The sequence below is a fragment of the Nocardia otitidiscaviarum genome, assembly GCF_007362295.1.
In the GTDB taxonomy this organism is placed as follows: domain Bacteria; phylum Actinomycetota; class Actinomycetes; order Mycobacteriales; family Mycobacteriaceae; genus Nocardia; species Nocardia otitidiscaviarum.
Window position 1 is genome coordinate 7,379,202 of sequence record NZ_CP041695.1, and the last position, 18,141, is coordinate 7,397,342.

The window sequence follows — 18,141 nt, forward strand, 5'->3', positions numbered from 1 at the left end:
CGCACCGGTAGTCACCGCGAGCGCAGCATGTCCAGCAGCGCCTGCCCGTCGGTGGACTCCTCCCACCAGCGGGTGTGGCCGAGAAAGTAGTCGTGGTAGGCGATCTCGGCATTGGCCTGATTGCCGCCCGGGACGACGCCCAGGAAGTAGTCGATCTCGGAGAGTTCGTATTCGCAGTGCACCAGGGGGAGCAGTTCGGGTAGCGCCCGGCGCTCCACGGCGTCGAGCGGACGCAGCGATTCGTAGCCGTCGAGCAGGGCGCGCACCTGCCCGAGGCGCACGTCCACCGGGTCGCCGTCGCGCAGCGCCAGCCAGTCCACCGCGCTGCGTTCGATGGCGATCGCCAGATCGTGGACGCTGGTGGTGCGGTCGGCCAGCCCGAAGTCGATGACCGAGGACACCTCGCCGTCGTGCCACAGCAGATTGGTGCCGTGCCAATCATTGTGTGTCCACAGCGGTTCCAGGTCGGCGAGGGTGCGGAACAGGCGCGCGTGGACGGGCATGTGCACGCGTTCCACATCGGTGCGCCAGGGCTGATCGGACAGGAAGATGCCCAGCGCGGGCCGGACGGCGGCTTGGCGTTCCAGCGCGCCGATGGGATCGGCGGAGGCGAAGATGGTGAAGCTGGCCTGGAGCGGATGCGGCGGCCGGTGCGGTGCGTCGTACTCCGCGGCGGCGGTGTGCAGGCGGGCCAGGGCGCGTCCGGCCGCGGCGGCATCGGCGGAGGACAGGTACGGCGACCAGGAGAAGACGCCCTGGTACCGGTCCGTGCCCGTACCGAATTCCTGTACCTCGTAGGTGAATTCGCCGATCCGGCGGGTGTCGAGCACGGCCGGGATCGGAATCCCGTGTGCCCGTAGGTGGTCCATGAACCGGTGTTCTTCTTCGAGCGCGGCGGGTGAGCGCAGCGCGAGCGGCAGTCGCTTCACGATGACCGCTCGCCCGTCCCCGGTGCGCGCCCGCGCGGTGGCCGAGAGCGGTCGCGGGCTGTGCCAGTCGACGACCGCCTCGGTGCCGAGCACTTCCGCGATCTCCGCGGAAGTCGGTGGCGGCCAATCGGGTTCGACCAGGCGATCGACTCCCATGCCGTAGACGCGCTCATCGGTCATCCGCTCATGCCCTCCGACGCTGGACGAGTACCACGGCCGCGGTCACGACCGCGGCCGCCAGGAATGAGAACAGCGAGGCCGACGACCACCAGCCGGGGTGGATTCCGGTGGTGTCCTGCACCGTTCGCCAGAAGTCGGCCCACCAGCCGATGGAACCCGGGTTGAACAGCTGGTAGGTCACGAAGCCGATCGCCCACGGCAGCAGCATGAGTGGGCGGGCCGGTGCGTTCTGGGCCAGATTCCAGGAGCGGCGGCCGCGGCCGAGGAAGAAGTCCACCATCAGCACCGCGCTCAACGGGACGAAGACCGAGCCGATGAGGTACAGGAAGTTGGCGTAGCTGCTGAAATCGCGCACCGGCAGGGCCAGTAGTGTCACCACCGCACCGACGGCGGCGGCGAGCACGCGCCGGTCCACCCGGGGCAGCAGATTCTGCAGGGACATGGCTGTGGAGTAGACGTTCGCGAAGGATTGATCCGCCTCGCGCAGCACCAATACCGCGAAGAAGGCCCATCCGGCGGTGACGCCGAGGAAGGTGTCGAACACCTTGGTGGCGTCGCCTCCGGCCTGCAGGATGGCGATGGTGCCGAGGACGTAGCACCAGATCTGGGCGGCGGAGTAGCCGAGAATCGTGGCCCCGGCCGAGTCGCGCACGGTGCGCGAGTGCCGGGCGTAGTCGGCGGCGAGGGGCACGAACGACACCGAGACCGCGAGGGTGGTGTCCACGGCCGGGAAGAATCCGCTCCAACTGGTCTCGGTGGGGGCCGGGACCTCGCTGCGCAGCAGTGCGACGGTGAAGTACACCATGGCGATTCCCACGGCGACGGTCACGTACTTGCGCAGCAGATGCACCACGCGCAGCGGCCAGATGGCCATGACCGTGGACAGCACCCCGGCGGCCACGATCACCAGCGCGTGCGGCACCCGGTCCTGGGTCATGGCGGCCACGCCCAGTGCGATGACGGTCAGTTCGTAGACGCCCCAGCCGACGCACTGCACCACATTGGCGACGGTGGGCACGAAGGACAGCCGGGTGCCGAACAGTCCGCGCAGCACCACCATGGCGGGTGCGCCGGTGCGGGTGCCCACCGCTCCCGTCCCGGCCACCATGGCGGTGCCGACCAGGGTGCCCAGCAGGGTGGCGAGCAGCGCGCCGAGCAGCGGCAGCGGCGGATGTCCGGTCGGGTACAACACATACGCGGCCCCGCTGAATCCGATGAGGCTGACGCCGATATTGCCCCAGAACGCCGCCTGGTCGGTGAAGCCGAGCGTGCGGGGCGGCTCGGTGTCCAGCAACAGCGGCGCTTCCCGCGCATCGGGCGAAATTCCGGCAATCGTCACCCGCAAAGCCTAGAACGCGACTCGTCGGTATCCGAGGGACGCGCCTGGTGTCGACGAGCGGACGGGCGGGCGCTACAGGCAGAGGATGATGCGGTCCCGGTCCGCCGGGTCGACCCGGATCGAAACGGTCTCGCCCACCGCGAGTTTCGGTTGGTCGACCGGTTGGACGTCGTAGACGATGCTGCCGTGGTAGGTCGGTGAGCCGGGCACGACGAGTTCGAGGTCGAGTTCGGTGAGTTCGGTGTGGTGGTCGGTGCGGCGGAGCGGATGGACGCCTTCGATATTGGCCCAGCCCTCGAGGCCGTGGCGACGCAGTCGCCGGTCCGCCCGGGAGGGGCGCTGGGCGAGGAGCATGCCGACCCCGAGGAAGCTTCCGAACAGGCCGACCAGCATGCATATCTGCATCGGCGCTGTTCCCGGGGGCGTGAGATGAACGACCCAGCCCAACCAGATGATCAGGGTCAGCAGGTACAGGGCGACGACGCCGAGAATCGTATGCCGCATTCGCGCGTGGTTCATGGTGACCTCCACCAGCGCTTCGGACTTCCAGGATAGGCGCGGCGGGGCCGTCGTGTGGCCGAGTCGACTGACCGAGTCGACGCGGAACGGCCGGATCAGGATAGGGAGCGCAGAGCAGAGCAGGAGCACAGAGCAGGTCGGTGAGCGCGGGTCAGGACAGCGAGCGCAGGGCGGTGAGCGCGTCGAGGTCGAGCGGCAGGCGATGGCCCGCGAGATCCAGGGTGACCTGGCCGGAATGCTCACCCACCGGTTCGTACCGTCCATCCCGCAGGGCGAAAGCGCGCAGCCGCACCGGCCCCTCCGTGTCGAGCAGCCAGTAGTGCTCGATACCGACCGATTCGTATTCGGCGTATTTCAGCACCCGATCCACCCGCCGCGATCCGGGCGCGGCGATCTCCACGGCCGCCAGCACATCCGACGGCCGCACCCGCGTGGCGTGCGCGGCACCGGCCGCACCACCCACCACCAGCACATCCGGAATCCGCACCGTGGCCGGAAACCGCTCCTCCACCACCAACTCGATCCGCGCCAGGGCCGCCAGCGGCGCGGGCAGCGCCGGTTCCAACTGCGCGGCCAAGCGCCACACCGCCAACTGGTGCCGCGGCGGCTGCGGCGCGACCACCGGCACCCCCTCGACCAGTTCGCAGAACAGGTCACCCGTGCGCAGCGAAGACCATTCGTCGATCGTCAATAGGTGATCCGGCCACGCCCCAACCATTTTCACCGCTTCCGCGGATCTCGACCGCCGCATGGTTCCAGTCTTCCACGCCCGGCAACCACCCGGCATCGTTTCCTTTCCCGTGGCAGGCCGCGCCGTCCGCGCACCGTCGCCGGTCACCCGCGCAGGCGCAGCACCGCCAGCACCCGGCGGTGATGGGTGTCCGAGGGCGGCAGATCCAGTTTCAGGAAGATATTGCCGATGTGCTTCTCCACCGCTCGTTCGGTGACGGTGAGCGCGGCGGCGATGGCGGCATTGGTCAAGCCCTGCGCCATGAGTTCCAGCACCTCGCGCTCGCGCGGGGTGAGGCGGGACAGCGCGTCCTGTTGGCGCGTGGCACCCATCAACTGACTCACCACTTCCGGATCGAGGGCGGTGCCGCCGGAGGCGACCCGCGTCAGGGCGTCGACGAACTCGCGCACGTCGGCGACGCGGTCCTTGAGCAGGTAGCCGACGCCACCCGCGCCGGCAGCGAGAAGTTCGGTCGCATAACGGGTTTCGATCCACTGCGAGAACACCAGCACCCCGACCTCGGGGTGGCCGCGGCGCAGCGCGAGCGCCGCGATCAGCCCCTCGTCGGTGAAGGTCGGCGGCATGCGCACGTCCACCACCGCGACGTCGGGGCGATGCCGCGCCACCACGTCGCTCAGCGTGTCGGCGTCGCCGACGGCGGCCACCACCTGGTGGCCGCGCTCGGTGAGCAGACCGGTCAGCCCGTCGCGGAGGATGGCATTGTCCTCGGCGATGACGATGCGCAGCGGCGTACTCATCGCGGCACCGTGAGCGGCAGCAGCACGGTGACGACGGTAGGGCCGCCCGACGGGCTGTCCACGGCGAGCTCGCCGTCCACGGTGCGCGCCCGCGCCGCCAGCCCCGAGAGGCCGCCGCCCACACCGATGTCGCCGGTGCCCACGGCGGGCTGGAGCACACCTCCGACGCCGTTGTCACGCACCGAGATCGCGAACCGCTCGGCGCCCTGCGGCAGGACCGACACCCAGATCTGCGTGGCCCCGGCGTGCTTGACCACATTGGTGAGCAGTTCGGCCACCGAGAAGTAGGCGATGGCCTCGAGGGCGGGGTCGGGCCGCACCGGCAGCAGCACCCGCAGTTCCACCGGCAGCGCACAGCGCGCCACCAGGGTCTCCAACGCCGGTTCCAGGCCGAGTTCCAGTGCGGGCGGATGGATTCCGCGCACCAGCTCGCGCAGTTCGGTCAGTGCCTCCTTGGATCCGGAGCGGGCCTGGGCGATCAGTTCGGTGGGATCGCCCCCGGCGGCCATGCGCTCCTCGGCGCGGGCCAGCGCCATGGCGATGCTCACCAGCCGCGCCTGGGTGCCGTCGTGCAGGTCGCGTTCCAGCCGCCGCAGCGTCGCTGCGGAATCCTCCACCGCCGCCCGGCGGCTGGCCTGTAACTCGGCCAGTTGCCGATCCCGCGCGGTGGGTGTCAACAGCAGGACGGCCAGCAGCCGGTGCAGCCAGCACACCCCGCGCATCACCCATGGCATGAGCAAACAGGCGATGACCCCCAGCAGTGCGAAACCGATGACGCGCGGCCAGGTTTCCACGTAGAAGTCCCCGAACTGCGCCAGCGAGTGATGCTCCACCCCGTTCTCGTCCACATTGATCGGATGGTCGATCACCCAGAAGATCGGCGAGAGCACCACGAACACCGACATGACGCCGACGACCAGCACCACATAGCCCACGGCCACGCCGAGCACGGCCTGCGCGAGCAGGAACAGCAGCGCTCGCCAGGAGGTGCGGTCGGTGAAGGCTCCGCGCAGCCAGCCGAAGAAGCCGGGGCGGGGTGCGAACGGTGGCGGTTCGGGCAGCCGGGTGTCGAGCAGTGTGCCGACGACCGCGCGGTACACCCGTCCCCACAGCCGTCCGCCGAGCAGGACGGCCGCCAGGATCGGGATACCGAGCACGAAGATCGACAGGTACAGCCCGCCGCCGATGGCGAAGACCAGATACAGCGTCGCGATGCCGCCGAGCACCATCGCGACCAGCAGGTAGGCGAATTCCTTCCAGGTGCGCGCGGTGAACGGGGCGCGCAGGAAGATCAGCCACGGGGGCGGTCCGGTGCGCTCGGGCGCGGGTTCGGACGGCTCGGGGCCGGGTTTCGGCAGCACGAGGGTGGGTTCGGCGGGCATCTCCGTCATGGTTTCATCGTCGTCGGCGCGGGCTCGGGACACGATGGCGCTGACCCGAAATTCCATGGTGGTGTCAGCACTACCCCTACCATCATGCCTATGAGCTATCAGCAGCCTCCGCCGCCCGGCCAGTACCCGCAGCGTGATCATCCGCAGGCCGTGGTGATTCTGGTGCTCGGCATTCTGAGCCTCATCCTCTGCCAGCTGCTCGGCCCGGTCGCCTGGGTGATGGGTCGCAGCGCGCTGCGTGAGATCGACTCCTCCGGTGGCGCGATCGGCGGGCGCGGCATCGTGCTGGCCGGTTACGTCTGCGGCATCATCGCGTCGATCCTGATCATTCTCGCCGTCATCGCCTTCGTCGTGCTGCTCGCGCTGGGCACGTTCACCGCCACCAGCGCCTGACGCGCGTGGGAGCGCGCCGGCGAAATACGATGGTCGGGTGAGCTACCCCTCCTACGGCTACCCGGCCTACGGCTACGGTCCGCCGCCCGACCATCCGCAGGCCACCACCATTCTGGTGCTCGGCATTCTGGGCCTGGTGTTGTGCCAGCTGCTCGGCCCGGTGGCCTGGATCATGGGCAGCAAGGCGCGCCGCGAGATCGACGCCTCCGGCGGCACCCTGGGCGGGCGCGGCAACGTGACCGCGGGCTATGTCTGCGGCATCGTCGCCACCTGTCTGATGCTGCTCTACTTCGTCATCTTCGCCATCGCCATCGGGGCCGGCCTGAGCAGCTCCTGATTTCGCCCGCACCCGGCCTCATTACGATGTTCGGAGTGAATCACGCCCCGACCGACGAATCGCTGCCCGGCCCCACCGAATGGGGCGAGCATCCGCACGGCGTCGGACCGTGGCGCGCGGAGTTCGGCACCGAGCCGCCCGCGGATCCGCGCCTGGATCCGGAGCTGCTCACGCACGGCGACCGCCGCAATGTGGTGGACGCCTACCGGTACTGGACCCGCGAGGCCATCGTGGCCGATATCGACCGGCGGCGGCACCCGTTCCACGTGGCCATCGAGAACTTCGGGCACGACGCCAATATCGGCACGGTGGTGCGCACGGCCAATGCGTTCGCGGCGGCGGCCGTGCACATCGTGGGGCGCAAGCGGTGGAATCGGCGCGGGGCCATGGTCACCGACCGCTATCAGCACATCGAGCATCATGCCGATACGGCGGCGCTGCTGGTATTCGCGGCGGCGTCCGGGCTGACGGTGGTGGCCGTCGACAATGTGCCCGGCGCGGTACCCCTGGAGACGGTGCGGCTGCCGCGCGCATGCCTGCTGCTGTTCGGGCAGGAGGGGCCGGGAGTCACCGCCGACGCCAAGGCGGGGGCGCGGCTGACCGTATCCATCGCGCAGTTCGGTTCGACGCGCAGTATCAACGCGGGGGTCGCGGCGGGGATCGCCATGCACGCGTGGGTGCGGGAACACGCGGACCTGTCGGCCGCCTGGTGACGCCCCGGTCGACGGCCGGTCGCGGCCATCCTGCCAAGATCGATTCAGACACGGTTGCATAACGAAATCAGCCACATGATCAGGTGCCCGACTGGCACCATATGTCCTATGACTTCGCGGACCGGGCGACCTGCCGAGCCCAGTGCTGCGCTCTGGTCCGAGCGCGCCGATATGGCCGAATCCGCCATCCTGTCACGACATCTGCGCGCGCTGTGGGGAATTCCCGGAGCCACTCTCGGCGTGGTCGGCTGGCCCGCGACCCGGCGCGACCGCCTCTTCGTGTCCTGGCACTACTGGTGGCAGGCCCATCTCATCGACTGCGCCACCGATGCCGCCAACCGCGAGCCCACGCCCGCGCGGCTGCGGCGTATCCGAACCGTGGCGCGGGGTATGCGGCTGCGCAATATCACCGGCTGGACCAACAACTACTACGACGATATGGCCTGGCTGGCCATATCCCTGGAGCGCGCCGACCGCACCCTGGGCATCGACGATATGCGGTACGCGCTGCGGACGTTGGAGAAGGAACTGGTCGACGGTTGGACGCCCGAGGTGGGCGGCGGCATTCCGTGGCGTAGGGGCTCCGACTTCTACAACGCACCCGCCAACGGTCCGGCCGGGATCGTCATGGCGCGGCTCGGACGCTACGGGCGCGCCCAGGAAATCGCCGACTGGCTCGACGACACCCTGCGCGACAAGGAGTCCGGGCTGATTCTGGACGGCATCCATCTGCCCTCCGGCGAGATCGAGCATCCGGTCTACACCTACTGCCAGGGCGTGGTGCTCGGGTTGGAAACCGAACTGGCCGTGCACACCGGCGAACCCCGGCACGCGGACCGGGTGCTGACCCTGCTGGCGGCCGTCGAGGAGCAGATGACCAGCGGCGGTGTGGTCGATGGTGGCGGCGGTGGGGACGGTGGCCTGTTCAACGGCATCCTCGCCCGCTACCTGGCCCTGGTCGCCGTCATGCTGCCCGGCGACGACGCCGCGCACAGCAAGGCCCGCCGCACCGCCGCCGCGATCGTGCGGGCTTCCGCCGTCGCGGCCTGGGAGAACCGGCTGGAGGTGGAGGGCGAACCGCTCTTCGGTCCCGATTGGCGCGAACCGGCCCGACTACCCGGTATCGCGGGTGCGGGTTACCTCACCGCCAATGGCTCGGTGACCGCCTCCCGCACCCCGGAACGCGATCTGTCGGTACAGCTTTCGGGCTGGATGCTGATGGAGGCCGCGTACACCGTGACCGCGGCGGGACTCTGACGCGGTCCGCTCAGATGCCGTGCCGGTCGGCGACGGCCGCAGTGTCGGTCGCGTCGTCCACGTCGAAATCCTCGGCCGGACGCGCCATCTCCAGCCGGTACTGCCGGATGCCGAGCAGTGTGCCCAGGATCAGCCCCACCACCAGCGTGCAGATCACCGCAGGCATGAGCCAGGACATGTCCTCCAGGAAGCTGCCCGCGTAGTAGCCGATGAGCAGCAGCACCGGTGCCCAGATGATCGCGCCGATGGTGGAGGCGACGGTGTACTTGCGGTGATCCATTCCGGCCGCACCCGCCACCAGCGGGCAGAGCGTGCGCACCCACGGAATCCACCGCGCCACCAGCACCGCGAAGAAGCCGTGCCGGTGCAGCAGGGCCGACACCCGCGCGAGGTTGTGGGTGTTGATGTACTTGCCGTTCTTGCGCGCCACCAGATGGTGTCCGGTGCGTTGGCCGAATACGTATCCGACCTGGTTACCGGCGATGGCCGCGATCATGGCTCCCACCGACAGCGCCCAGACCTGCGCCTCCCCGGTGGCGTGCGCGGCCAGCACCACGCCGGCGGTGATGAGCATGGAATCGCCGGGCAGGAACAGCCCGATGATGAGCGCGCACTCCAGGAAGACGAAGGTCAGCACCACCGTCCAGACGAGCAGCGGCCCGGCTGTCTCGAGGGGATCGAAACCGCCCATCGCAAGGTTCAGCGGGGTGGTGGACAAGGGATCAGTGGGTGGGTTCGTTGGTACGGGCGGGTTCCGCCTCGGCGACGACCTCGGCGTCGGCCGAGCGACGGCCCAGCAACGCCCGCGCCACGGACCCCACCATCGGCAGCACCGAGATGAACACGATGATCAGGAAGATGGCCTCGATATTGTCCCGGATGAAGGCCACGTTGCCCAGGAAGTAGCCGAGCACCGTGACGCCACCGCCCCACAGGATCGCGCCGACGATGTCGAACGGCACGTACTTGCGGTAGCTCATGGCCGAGACGCCCGCCAGCACCGGCACGAAGGTGCGGGCGATCGGCACGAAGCGGGCCATGATGATGGCCGCCGGACCCCACTTCTCGAAGAAGTCGTGCGCCTCGGTGATGTACTTCTTCTTCAGGAACCGCCCGTCGGGGCGGTGATACAGCGCCGGACCGAAGCCCTTGCGGCCGATCCAGTAGGCGCACTGGTCGCCCAGGAACGCGGTCACCGCGATGGCGGGCGCGAGGATCCAGATCGACACCGGCGGGTTCGGCTGCGCCGCGAGCAAGCCACCGGTGAACAGCAGCGAGTCGCCCGGCAGTAGCGGGAACAGCAGACCGGTCTCGATGAAGACGATCGCCAGAATGGCCGGCAGCACCGCGTTCTTCAACCACGACTCCGTGAGGAGGTACATGGGATCCAAGAACTGGGGCAGCGCCAGGGTCGTCACGGTGTCAGCAGCGGCCAGCAAGGTCACGGCCACCACAGTACCGGTGATTCGCACATCACACCGAATGTCGAAGCGACATCACAGACTTATCAGGGTTGTGAGGCCAGCCGGTGGTGGGAAAGCCGCCTGTCCTATGGTGTGGGCTGACAGAATTTGTTGTACGCAGCACACACAACGGAGGTCACTGTGCCCATCGCGACTCCGGAGATCTACGCCGAGATGATTGCTCGGGCCAAAGAGAACTCCTTCGCGTTCCCTGCTATCAACTGCACGTCGTCGGAGACCGTCAACGCGGCCATCAAGGGCTTCGCCGACGCGGGTAGCGACGGCATCATCCAGTTCTCCACCGGCGGTGCCGAATTCGGCTCCGGCCTGGGTGTGAAGGACATGGTCACCGGCGCGGTCGCGCTCGCCGAGTTCGCCACCGTGATCGCCGCCAAGTACGACGTCACCATCGCGCTGCACACCGACCACTGCCCGAAGGACAAGCTCGACACCTTCGTGCGCCCGCTGCTGGCCATCTCGGCCGACCGCGTCAAGAGCGGGCAGAACCCGCTGTTCCAGTCGCACATGTGGGACGGTTCCGCGATTCCGATCGACGAGAACCTCGAGATCGCCAAGGAACTGCTCAAGCAGGCCCACGCCGCCAACATCATCCTCGAGGTGGAGATCGGCGTCGTCGGCGGTGAAGAGGACGGCGTCGAGAACGCCATCAACGACAAGCTCTACACCTCGCCCGAGGACTTCGAGAAGACCATCGACGCGCTCGGCGCGGGCGAGAACGGCAAGTACCTGCTGGCCGCCACCTTCGGCAATGTGCACGGCGTCTACAAGCCGGGCAATGTGAAGCTCAAGCCCGAGGTGCTGGCCGAGGGCCAGCGGGTGGCCGCCGCCAAGCTGGGCCTGGGCGCGGACGCGCAGCCGTTCGACTTCGTCTTCCACGGCGGTTCGGGCTCGCTGAAGTCGGAGATCGAGGATTCGCTGCGCTACGGCGTGGTCAAGATGAATGTCGACACCGACACCCAGTACGCCTTCACCCGGCCGGTGGCGGCGCACATGTTCAGCAACTACGACGGGGTGCTGAAGGTGGATGGCGAGGTCGGCAACAAGAAGGTCTACGACCCGCGCTCGTACCTGAAGAAGGCCGAGGCCAATATGGCCGCCCGCGTGGTGGAGGCGTGCAACGACCTGAAGTCGGCCGGTCGTTCCATCAGCGCCAAGTAAGGTATTCCGCGAGCGGAAATCCGAACGAGGTGAGCGACGCGTGTGCCGCGGCGGTGTCTGCACCGCCGCGGCCGTTTTCGTTGCTTCGATATAAGTTGCCCTGACGTAATCCGAGGTGCACGGCATGACTCTCGAGGTGCGGGTCCTCGGACCTGTGCAACTACTGGTCGACGGCCGGGTGCTGCCGGTCGGCGGACCGAAACCGCGCGCACTGCTCGCCGCGCTGATCGTGAACCGGCGGCGCGCGGTGTCCTCGCAGGCGTTGGCCGACATCGTGTGGAACGACGAGCCGCCGGACTCCTACCAGGCCAGCCTGCAGGTGTTCGTGTCGAATATCCGCAAGACGCTGCGTCAGGCGGGGGTGGACGCGGCCGCCGTGCTGCGCACCGAATCCTCCGGCTACCGCCTGGAGATCCCCGACGACCAGTGCGACCTGGGCCGGTTCGAAACCATTCGCCGCAGCGCCGCCGAGGCCGCGGCGGCGGGTGATCCCGAATCCGCGGCCCGGCTGTACGCGGCCGCGCTGGAGCAGTGGAGCGGCCGCGCCCTCGACGATCTGAGCGGACTGTCCTTCGCCGACAGCTTCGCCACCGCCATGGACGAGGAGCGGCTGCTGGCCGCCTCCGCCCGCATCGACGCCGAAATCGCCTGCAAGCGAGCGTCTTCGGTGGTGGGTGAGTTGGTCGCCATGACCCAGGCGCATCCGCTGCGGGAACCGCTGTGGGCGCAGCTCATCACCGCCCTGTACCTGTCCGGCCGCCAGGCCGACGCCTTGGACGCCTGCCGTCGCGTGCGCACCGTGCTGGCCGACGAACTCGGCATCGACCCCGGCCCCGCCCTGGTCGCGCTGGAACAGCGGGTACTGCGCCAGGAACCTCTGGACACCATGGAGATCGTCGACGTCGAACGCATGGCCAAGGCCATGACCGAAACGGTCACCGAAACCCCGCGCGCCGTCCGCAGCGGACACCTCCGCCTCGCCGACGGCCGCACCATCCCCGTCGCCGCCGCCGGCCTCAAGATCGGCCGCATGACCGACAACGACCTGATCCTCGACGACCCCAAGGCCAGCCGCTACCACGCCCACATCACCCCCAGCCGCGCCGGCCTCCTCATCAAGGACCTGCACTCGGCCAACGGCGTCTACATCAACAACGAGCCCATCGACAGCGCCACGGTGCTGACCGACGGGGACGCCATCCGCATCGGGTCGACGGTTTTGGTGTTCCAGGCGGCGGGTTAGCCCGCCGTCAGGACCGCGACGACTGCGCTGAGCACCCGACGGTCCTCGAGATCGGGTGGGCGATGTCCGTTCTCGGCGGTCACGGTGACGGTATCGCCCGGTCGGACCCGCAATTCCGCCCAAGCCCACGGCAATACCGGCAGATTCACGCTCCGCTCGTGGCAGCTGATCGTCACCCGTGAGGTGGAGTTTACGGCGGTGTCGGCCAGCCGCCGCGCGAGTTCCGCGGTCAATTCGCGAGTGGCGGTGATGGTCTCCATGTACACGGCAGCCGACTGTATTACGCTGCTGCGCAGTTGTTCGTGCCCGAAATGACCCGAATGTCGAGAGGGTGGTGCATGGCCAAGCGGATGCTGGCGGCCGTGGGGGCGGTGGTGTGCGGGGCCGGGGTGCTGGTGTGGGCCGATCGGTCCGCGGCGGAGGCGGTGCCCAACGGGCCGGTGGCGGGGGCCGGGCCGTGTGTGACCGATCCCAAGGCGACACACGAAGGGCTGCTGGGGAAGACCGTCGAGGTGCCGATTCCGTATCCGGTGGTCACCGTGGATCCCGGACCGCCGGTGGAGAACCGGAACCGGGTGCGGATGGACCTGCCTGCCGATCCGTGCGTCAACCCGTGCCCCGATCTCACCGACGGGCCGCTCGACCCACCGAACCTGCTGGAGCAGTTGGGCATTCCGGAACTGCGGCTGCGGCCGCAGCCCTTCCACTTCGCCTTCCCGAACCCGGACGTCCCGCCGCCGCCACCCGGCCCCGAACCGGTGACCCCGGTGATCGAGGCCGCTCCGCAGGCCCCGCCGCGACCCGCGCCCGCCGTGGCGGAGGTCCGCGAGGTCGCCAAGCTGACCGGGGCCTCCTCCATCAACCGCACCGACAAGCGTTGGCAGGTGCAGGGCACCGACCTGGGCATCATGTGGGAGAGCGCGCCGGGGGAGATCGCCATCGCCTTCGGCGACACCGTCGGCCGCGACTTCCATCCGCCGGGCGGCTTCGGTGAGGACTGGCGCAGTAATGTGCTCGCCTTCAGCACCGACACCGACCTGGCCGACGGACTCACCTTCGACCGCATGGTCATGGATTCGCGCTGCCACGCGGCGGAACTGCTGAGCAGCAAGAAACTCGACAATATCGAGATGACGACCATTCCCACCTCGGGGTTCGCCCTGGGGGAGCGGCAGTACATGAGTTACATGTCCATCCGCACCTGGAACGCCGTCCCCGGCACCTTTCATACCAACCACGGCGGTATCGCCTACTCCGACGACCACGGCGAAACCTGGACCAAGGATCCGCACGCCCGCTGGGACAACATCTTCGGGATATCGAATTTCCAAGTGACGGCGATGGTTCCGCAGGGCGACCACGTGTACATGTTCGGCACGCCCAATACCCGCCTCGGCGCGGTCGGGTTGGCGCGGGTGCCCAAGGATCAGGTGCTCAACACCACCGCCTACCAGTACTGGCGGGACGGCGCCTGGACCCCGGTGGGCGGATTCGCTTCCGCCACACCGATTGTCGACGCTCCCGCCGGGGAGCTGTCGGTACGCTACGACGCGGCGCGCGAGGTGTGGCAGATGAGCTACCTCGACACCGCCAAGGCGGCCATCGTGGTGCGGGAGGCGAATTCACCGCAGGGCGTCTGGTCGCCGAGCACACCGATGGCGACGGTGCTCCAATATCCGGAGCTGTACGGCGGATTCATTCACCCGTGGTCCACCGGCGAAGACCTGTACTTCACCCTCACCACCTGGAACGACTACAACGTCTACCTCATGCACGCGCGCATGCGGTAGCCGCGTGCATGAGCCGGCCGTGCGACATGCGCAGCGGTGAGACGTGCTCGGCGGTGAGACGTGCTCAGCGCAGGCGCACCTCGGCGATAGCGCGGCCGAACAGCTTCTTGCCGTCGCAGGTCGCGCCGAGCATCAGGGTGGCGGTGCGGTTGTCGGCGTCGACCGACTTCACCTTGCCGGTGAATTCGATGATGGCCGGGGTGGTCGGCTCGACCGGGACGAAACCCGACAGCCGCACGCTGAACTTGGTGAGCGCGGCCGGATCGCCCAGCCACGACTCCAATTGTCCGGCAAGCAGACCCATGGTGAGCATGCCGTGCGCGATGACCGTCGGCAGCCCGGCCATCGTGGCGGCGGCATCGCTGAAGTGGATGGGGTTCGGGTCGCCGGAGACGCCCGCGTAGTTGACCAGGTCGCCACGGGTCACCGGCACCTTGGCGGCGGGCAGCTCGGTGCCGGGGGCGAGCGTGGCGGCGGTCGGCGTGGTGTGCACCGGTAGCGGCTCGGCCGGGGCCGGGAACGCCTCGAACTCGTCGAGGTCCAGCAGTACGAGGCCACTGGGGTCGGTCGCGCCGGAGTCCGGGTCCTCGACATGGCCGTGCATGACCAGCCCCGCCACGGTGTCGGCGATATCGGGGTCGATATCCGCGCCGCGACGGGCCACGATGGTGGTGTTGGAGATCAGCACCGGCAGGCCGAGCGCGTCGCTGAGCGTCACCTTGACGACGATGAAGTCGTTGTCGCCGAACTGGCGGATGGAGTCGATGACCACGTCCACCGACAGCCGGTCACCGGCCAGGATCGGGCGGTGGTACTCGAAGACCTGATCGGTCTGCAGGACCTGCGACAGGTCGTACTCGGTGAGCACCGTGCCGATCAGGGAGCGGGTGGTGGCCGCGCCGATGACCGAGGAGAAGGTGGCGGGTGCCAGCAGGCCCTCGTAGCCCAGTTCGCGGGCGTCGACCTCATGGTGGTGTGCCGGATGGTCGTTGCGCACGGCGCGCGCGAATTCGCGAACCTTTTCCCGGCCGACCTCGTAGTGGTCGCGTACCCGGAAGTGCCGGCCGACCAGTGCGGTGGCGGTGGCCGCCTCTGCCGTCTCCGGCATGTTGAACCAACTCCCTGTACTTCTGAAATCCTGGCGGGCCGGACGATGTCGCCGTCGAAGCTGGCCCAGACAATCCGGGCCATGCTACCGGCGAGTCGGTCCGGTGACCAGGTGTTTGTGACGTTCATCGCGGCCGTGAACCCGGATCGATTTGTCCGGTGCGGGCCGCTGCACGCAGGCTATGGAGCGAACGGCTGCGGGGGAGCGGACGGCTGCCGGGGGCGAACGGCTGCGGGGAGCGAACGGCTGCGGAGCGGACAGCGCAGCGCCGCCGGATCAACTCCGGCGGCGCTGCGCTTGTCGAGGTGTTGGGATTGCCCGCGGTGTCGGGATTGCGCGAGGCGTCGGGTGCGTCAGTTCGGCGAGCTCGGCGGATCGCAGACCTTCCAGCCGCCGTCGGTGTTCTGCAGATCGAAGGTGCGCTGGGTGCGCTCGCTCGGATCGGCGGCGGTGTGGACGGTGGCCTGCGCCATGGCGGTGTCGTCGGTGATGCGGACGGCGTCGATCGAGTCGATCACCGGAATCGCCTTCTGCTCCTTGGAGGTCTGGTACACGCCGGCGAACTGCTCCGGCGAGATGTTCTGGTAGAAGTCGTGCTGGGTGCCGCAGGTGATGGCGCGCAACTGTTCGAGATCTCCCTCGGCCAGCGCATCGGTGTAGGTCCCGATGGCCCGCTTCACCTGCCCCTCGGGCGAATTGTCGGTACCGCCGCCCACCAGCGCGATCACCACGCCGAGCAGCGCCACCACCAGCACCGCCGCCGCACCGACCAGCAGCCACCAGCGCTTGCCCCGCGCGGACCTCTCCGCTGTCCCCGACTCGCTCGCGGCGGGCACCCGCTGCGGAGCCGCCACCGGATTCGCGCCGGTATCGGTGGCTCCGCCCTGCGCGGACGCACCGGTTTCGAGCTGCCCGCCGACGGCCGTGCGCGGCGGCGTGCCGGTGTCGGACTTGCCCGGGGCGGGCACGCGCTGCGGTGGCGCCACCTGCTTCGTGGTGTCCACCCGCTCACCGGCGGCGGGGATACGCTGCGGCGGAGCCACCGGCCGCGGCGGCCGCGGCCCACCCGGAGCGGTCGCCCGGGGCGCGTTCAACGGCCGCCCCGGCATGGTCGGCTGGAAGTCGGCGGGCGACGGCGCGCTCGCCTTCCGCGGCGGCACCGGCGGCTGCCGATGCGGCGGCGACGGCCGCGTCTCGTCCAGGTTCTCCGCCCCCGGCCCCGCCTGCCCGCGCGGCCCCACATTCCGCGGCCCCGCATTCCCACGCGGCGTACTCGGCTTGCTCAGCGGCCCCGGCCGCCCCGTCTGAATCTTCTCGGTCACCGCCTGTTCCCGAGGCACCACCGGCATAGCCGTGGTCTTGTCCTCGGCCCCCTCCGGAACCTGCTGGATGGCAACGGTTTCCGCATCTGGTCCCGCCTCCCCGGTCGCGTCCGCGGCGGGTTCGTCGGAGTCCGCATCGCGAGCGCCGGAAGTCTGCGCAACCGCCTCTTCGACGCCCGGCTCGGTCGGTGCGCCCGCCACCCCACCCGGTGCGCCCGCCATCCCGGCAGTCGCACCCGCCGAACCGGACTGTGCACCAACGCCCTTCGCGTTGCCGCCCGCCTCGGCGCCGGATCGTGAATCACCCTGTGCGAACCGCACCGTCGGGCTCTCGCTCCCGGACCCGCCGTGCCCGGATGCATCCCGCCCACCCTCGGCGCTCCCGGACCCGCCCGACAGCATCACGCGCTCCGTCGGGGTGTCGGATTCGGAATCACCACGGACGTCGGCATCTTGCCCGGGGGCGTCCGGAGCGGCTCCACGCTGAAGCGCGTCGTTCGGTGCGCTGTCGTCCACTTCCGACGCACCGGGGCCTCGCGATGCCGTACCGGCCTGCCCCGCGCCGCCGCGGATCGATTCACGCTGTGTGGGAGCGTCTTCCGCATCGACGCCCGGCCGAGACGTGCCCTGCGCCGCCACAGCGGGCGAGTCGCCGTCCTGCCCGGGGCCGCCCGGAGCGGTGCCACGTTCGCGCGCCTCGTTCGGTGCGCTGTCGCCCCGCACCGTTTCCCGGGGGCCCTGCGGTGCGGGACCGCCGGGGCCACCTTGTCCGGGGCCGCCGGGTACGGGAGCGCCCGGCATCGAACCGCGTTGTGCGGAATCGCTATGTCCGGAGACGTCCAGCGGGGAGCCCGGCTGCGCTGAACCGGGCCGTGCACCTGCGTCACCTGACGAATTCTCCTGTGCACGCTCCGGGGAGTCGCCCGGTGCGGAGCCCCGCGCCGATGCGGGCGGCGGCCCGGCCGGAGCCGCGTCGTCCTGGGACGGAACGCTTCCTGCCGGGCCCGGCAGGGTCGGGTCGGGGTGTCGTGGATCGGGCCGGTCGCCGGGGTCGGGCCGGTCGCCGTGTCCCGAGTCGGGGTGTGGCTGCGGGTCCGGCGTGGAGACCAGGGGTTGGGCGATTCCGGCGAGCGGTGACACGGCGGGGCCGCCCGGGACGGTGTCGCGCATGCCGGGGCGGCTGCCGGACTGCGGTGGGCGGCCGGGGTGACTGCCGCGCGGATCCTGTTGTCCGCCGCGAGGGGCCGATTGTCCGCCGGGGGCCTGTGGTTGCCCGCCGTGCGGATTCGGTTTGCCGCCACGTGGATCGGGTTGTCCTCCGCGTGGCTCCGGCTGTCCGCTACGTGGGCCAGGTTGTGCGCCGCGCGGGTCCGCTTGTCCACTACGTGGGACCGGCCGTCCGGTGCCCGGATGCTGCTGCCCGCCACGTGAATTCGGGTTGCCTTCGCGCGGGTCCGATTGTCCGACCCGCCGGTCCGGCTGCCCACCGC

18 protein-coding genes are annotated in these 18,141 nt (G+C 69.4%); 7 read left to right on the plus strand and 11 right to left on the minus strand.

Annotation, left to right across the window (positions count from 1 at the left end; translation table 11 throughout):
• Nucleotides 1-11: 11 nt before the first annotated feature.
• From FOH10_RS33195 to FOH10_RS33220, 6 genes are all read right to left on the minus strand, one after another.
• Nucleotides 12-1,109, minus strand: coding sequence for a phosphotransferase enzyme family protein (locus tag FOH10_RS33195; RefSeq protein WP_143983582.1), 1,098 nt, complete (start codon nucleotides 1,107-1,109; stop codon nucleotides 12-14).
• Nucleotides 1,110-1,113: 4 nt separating this feature from the next.
• Nucleotides 1,114-2,448, minus strand: a complete 1,335-nt coding sequence (locus tag FOH10_RS33200) for a purine-cytosine permease family protein (protein WP_143983583.1) — start codon at nucleotides 2,446-2,448, stop codon at nucleotides 1,114-1,116.
• Between the two features lie 72 nt (nucleotides 2,449-2,520).
• Nucleotides 2,521-2,967, minus strand: a complete 447-nt coding sequence (locus FOH10_RS33205) for a hypothetical protein (protein WP_143983584.1) — start codon at nucleotides 2,965-2,967, stop codon at nucleotides 2,521-2,523.
• 151 nt (nucleotides 2,968-3,118) lie between these two features.
• Nucleotides 3,119-3,658 (minus strand): Uma2 family endonuclease, encoded by a 540-nt coding sequence (locus FOH10_RS33210; protein ID WP_186000656.1) that lies wholly within the window; start codon nucleotides 3,656-3,658, stop codon nucleotides 3,119-3,121.
• Between the two features lie 143 nt (nucleotides 3,659-3,801).
• On the minus strand, nucleotides 3,802-4,455 hold the full coding sequence (locus FOH10_RS33215) for a LuxR C-terminal-related transcriptional regulator (protein ID WP_029929805.1): 654 nt from the start codon (nucleotides 4,453-4,455) through the stop codon (nucleotides 3,802-3,804).
• Nucleotides 4,452-5,846 (minus strand): sensor histidine kinase, encoded by a 1,395-nt coding sequence (locus tag FOH10_RS33220; RefSeq protein WP_143983586.1) that lies wholly within the window; start codon nucleotides 5,844-5,846, stop codon nucleotides 4,452-4,454. The genes FOH10_RS33215 and FOH10_RS33220 overlap by 4 nt, the downstream gene beginning before the upstream one ends.
• 90 nt (nucleotides 5,847-5,936) lie before the next feature.
• Between FOH10_RS33220 and FOH10_RS33225 the strand changes: the two genes are divergently transcribed.
• From FOH10_RS33225 to FOH10_RS33240, 4 genes are all read left to right on the plus strand, one after another.
• Entirely contained in the window at nucleotides 5,937-6,239 is a 303-nt protein-coding gene (locus FOH10_RS33225; RefSeq protein ID WP_143983587.1) for a DUF4190 domain-containing protein, read from the plus strand.
• 37 nt (nucleotides 6,240-6,276) lie between these two features.
• Entirely contained in the window at nucleotides 6,277-6,576 is a 300-nt protein-coding gene (locus tag FOH10_RS33230) for a DUF4190 domain-containing protein (RefSeq protein WP_143983588.1), read from the plus strand.
• A 26-nt stretch (nucleotides 6,577-6,602) separates the two neighbouring features.
• Nucleotides 6,603-7,289: a TrmH family RNA methyltransferase gene (locus FOH10_RS33235; RefSeq protein ID WP_143983589.1), complete on the plus strand. Its 687-nt coding sequence runs from the start codon at nucleotides 6,603-6,605 to the stop codon at nucleotides 7,287-7,289.
• Nucleotides 7,290-7,397: 108 nt separating this feature from the next.
• Complete coding sequence (locus tag FOH10_RS33240) at nucleotides 7,398-8,546, plus strand: glycoside hydrolase family 76 protein (RefSeq protein ID WP_244961481.1); 1,149 nt, start codon at nucleotides 7,398-7,400, stop codon at nucleotides 8,544-8,546.
• 10 nt (nucleotides 8,547-8,556) lie between these two features.
• Here FOH10_RS33240 and FOH10_RS33245 read toward each other — a convergent pair whose 3' ends face one another.
• The gene (locus tag FOH10_RS33245; RefSeq protein WP_143984475.1) at nucleotides 8,557-9,237 is read right to left on the minus strand and encodes a DedA family protein; all 681 of its coding nucleotides are present in this window, start codon (nucleotides 9,235-9,237) and stop codon (nucleotides 8,557-8,559) included.
• 31 nt (nucleotides 9,238-9,268) lie between these two features.
• On the minus strand, nucleotides 9,269-9,928 hold the full coding sequence (locus tag FOH10_RS33250) for a DedA family protein (RefSeq protein ID WP_051037852.1): 660 nt from the start codon (nucleotides 9,926-9,928) through the stop codon (nucleotides 9,269-9,271).
• A gap of 222 nt (nucleotides 9,929-10,150) precedes the next feature.
• On the opposite strand from FOH10_RS33250, the gene fbaA reads away from it, so the two are divergent.
• Complete coding sequence (fbaA, locus tag FOH10_RS33255) at nucleotides 10,151-11,188, plus strand: class II fructose-bisphosphate aldolase (RefSeq protein WP_029929789.1); 1,038 nt, start codon at nucleotides 10,151-10,153, stop codon at nucleotides 11,186-11,188.
• 124 nt (nucleotides 11,189-11,312) lie between these two features.
• Nucleotides 11,313-12,431: a BTAD domain-containing putative transcriptional regulator gene (locus FOH10_RS33260; protein ID WP_039817975.1), complete on the plus strand. Its 1,119-nt coding sequence runs from the start codon at nucleotides 11,313-11,315 to the stop codon at nucleotides 12,429-12,431.
• Here the strand turns inward: FOH10_RS33260 and FOH10_RS33265 are convergent.
• Nucleotides 12,428-12,697, minus strand: coding sequence for an HPr family phosphocarrier protein (locus FOH10_RS33265; protein ID WP_143983590.1), 270 nt, complete (start codon nucleotides 12,695-12,697; stop codon nucleotides 12,428-12,430). The two genes, FOH10_RS33260 and FOH10_RS33265, sit on opposite strands and share 4 nt — an antisense overlap.
• A gap of 72 nt (nucleotides 12,698-12,769) precedes the next feature.
• Between FOH10_RS33265 and FOH10_RS33270 the strand changes: the two genes are divergently transcribed.
• Entirely contained in the window at nucleotides 12,770-14,221 is a 1,452-nt protein-coding gene (locus FOH10_RS33270; RefSeq protein ID WP_143983591.1) for a glycoside hydrolase family 183 protein, read from the plus strand.
• A gap of 64 nt (nucleotides 14,222-14,285) precedes the next feature.
• Here FOH10_RS33270 and FOH10_RS33275 read toward each other — a convergent pair whose 3' ends face one another.
• Both FOH10_RS33275 and FOH10_RS33280 read right to left on the minus strand, forming a co-directional pair.
• The gene (locus FOH10_RS33275) at nucleotides 14,286-15,329 is read right to left on the minus strand and encodes a fused (3R)-hydroxyacyl-ACP dehydratase subunits HadA/HadB (protein ID WP_143983592.1); all 1,044 of its coding nucleotides are present in this window, start codon (nucleotides 15,327-15,329) and stop codon (nucleotides 14,286-14,288) included.
• A 353-nt stretch (nucleotides 15,330-15,682) separates the two neighbouring features.
• Nucleotides 15,683-16,972 (minus strand): Rv0361 family membrane protein, encoded by a 1,290-nt coding sequence (locus FOH10_RS33280; RefSeq protein ID WP_143983593.1) that lies wholly within the window; start codon nucleotides 16,970-16,972, stop codon nucleotides 15,683-15,685.
• Nucleotides 16,973-18,141: the final 1,169 nt, after the last annotated feature.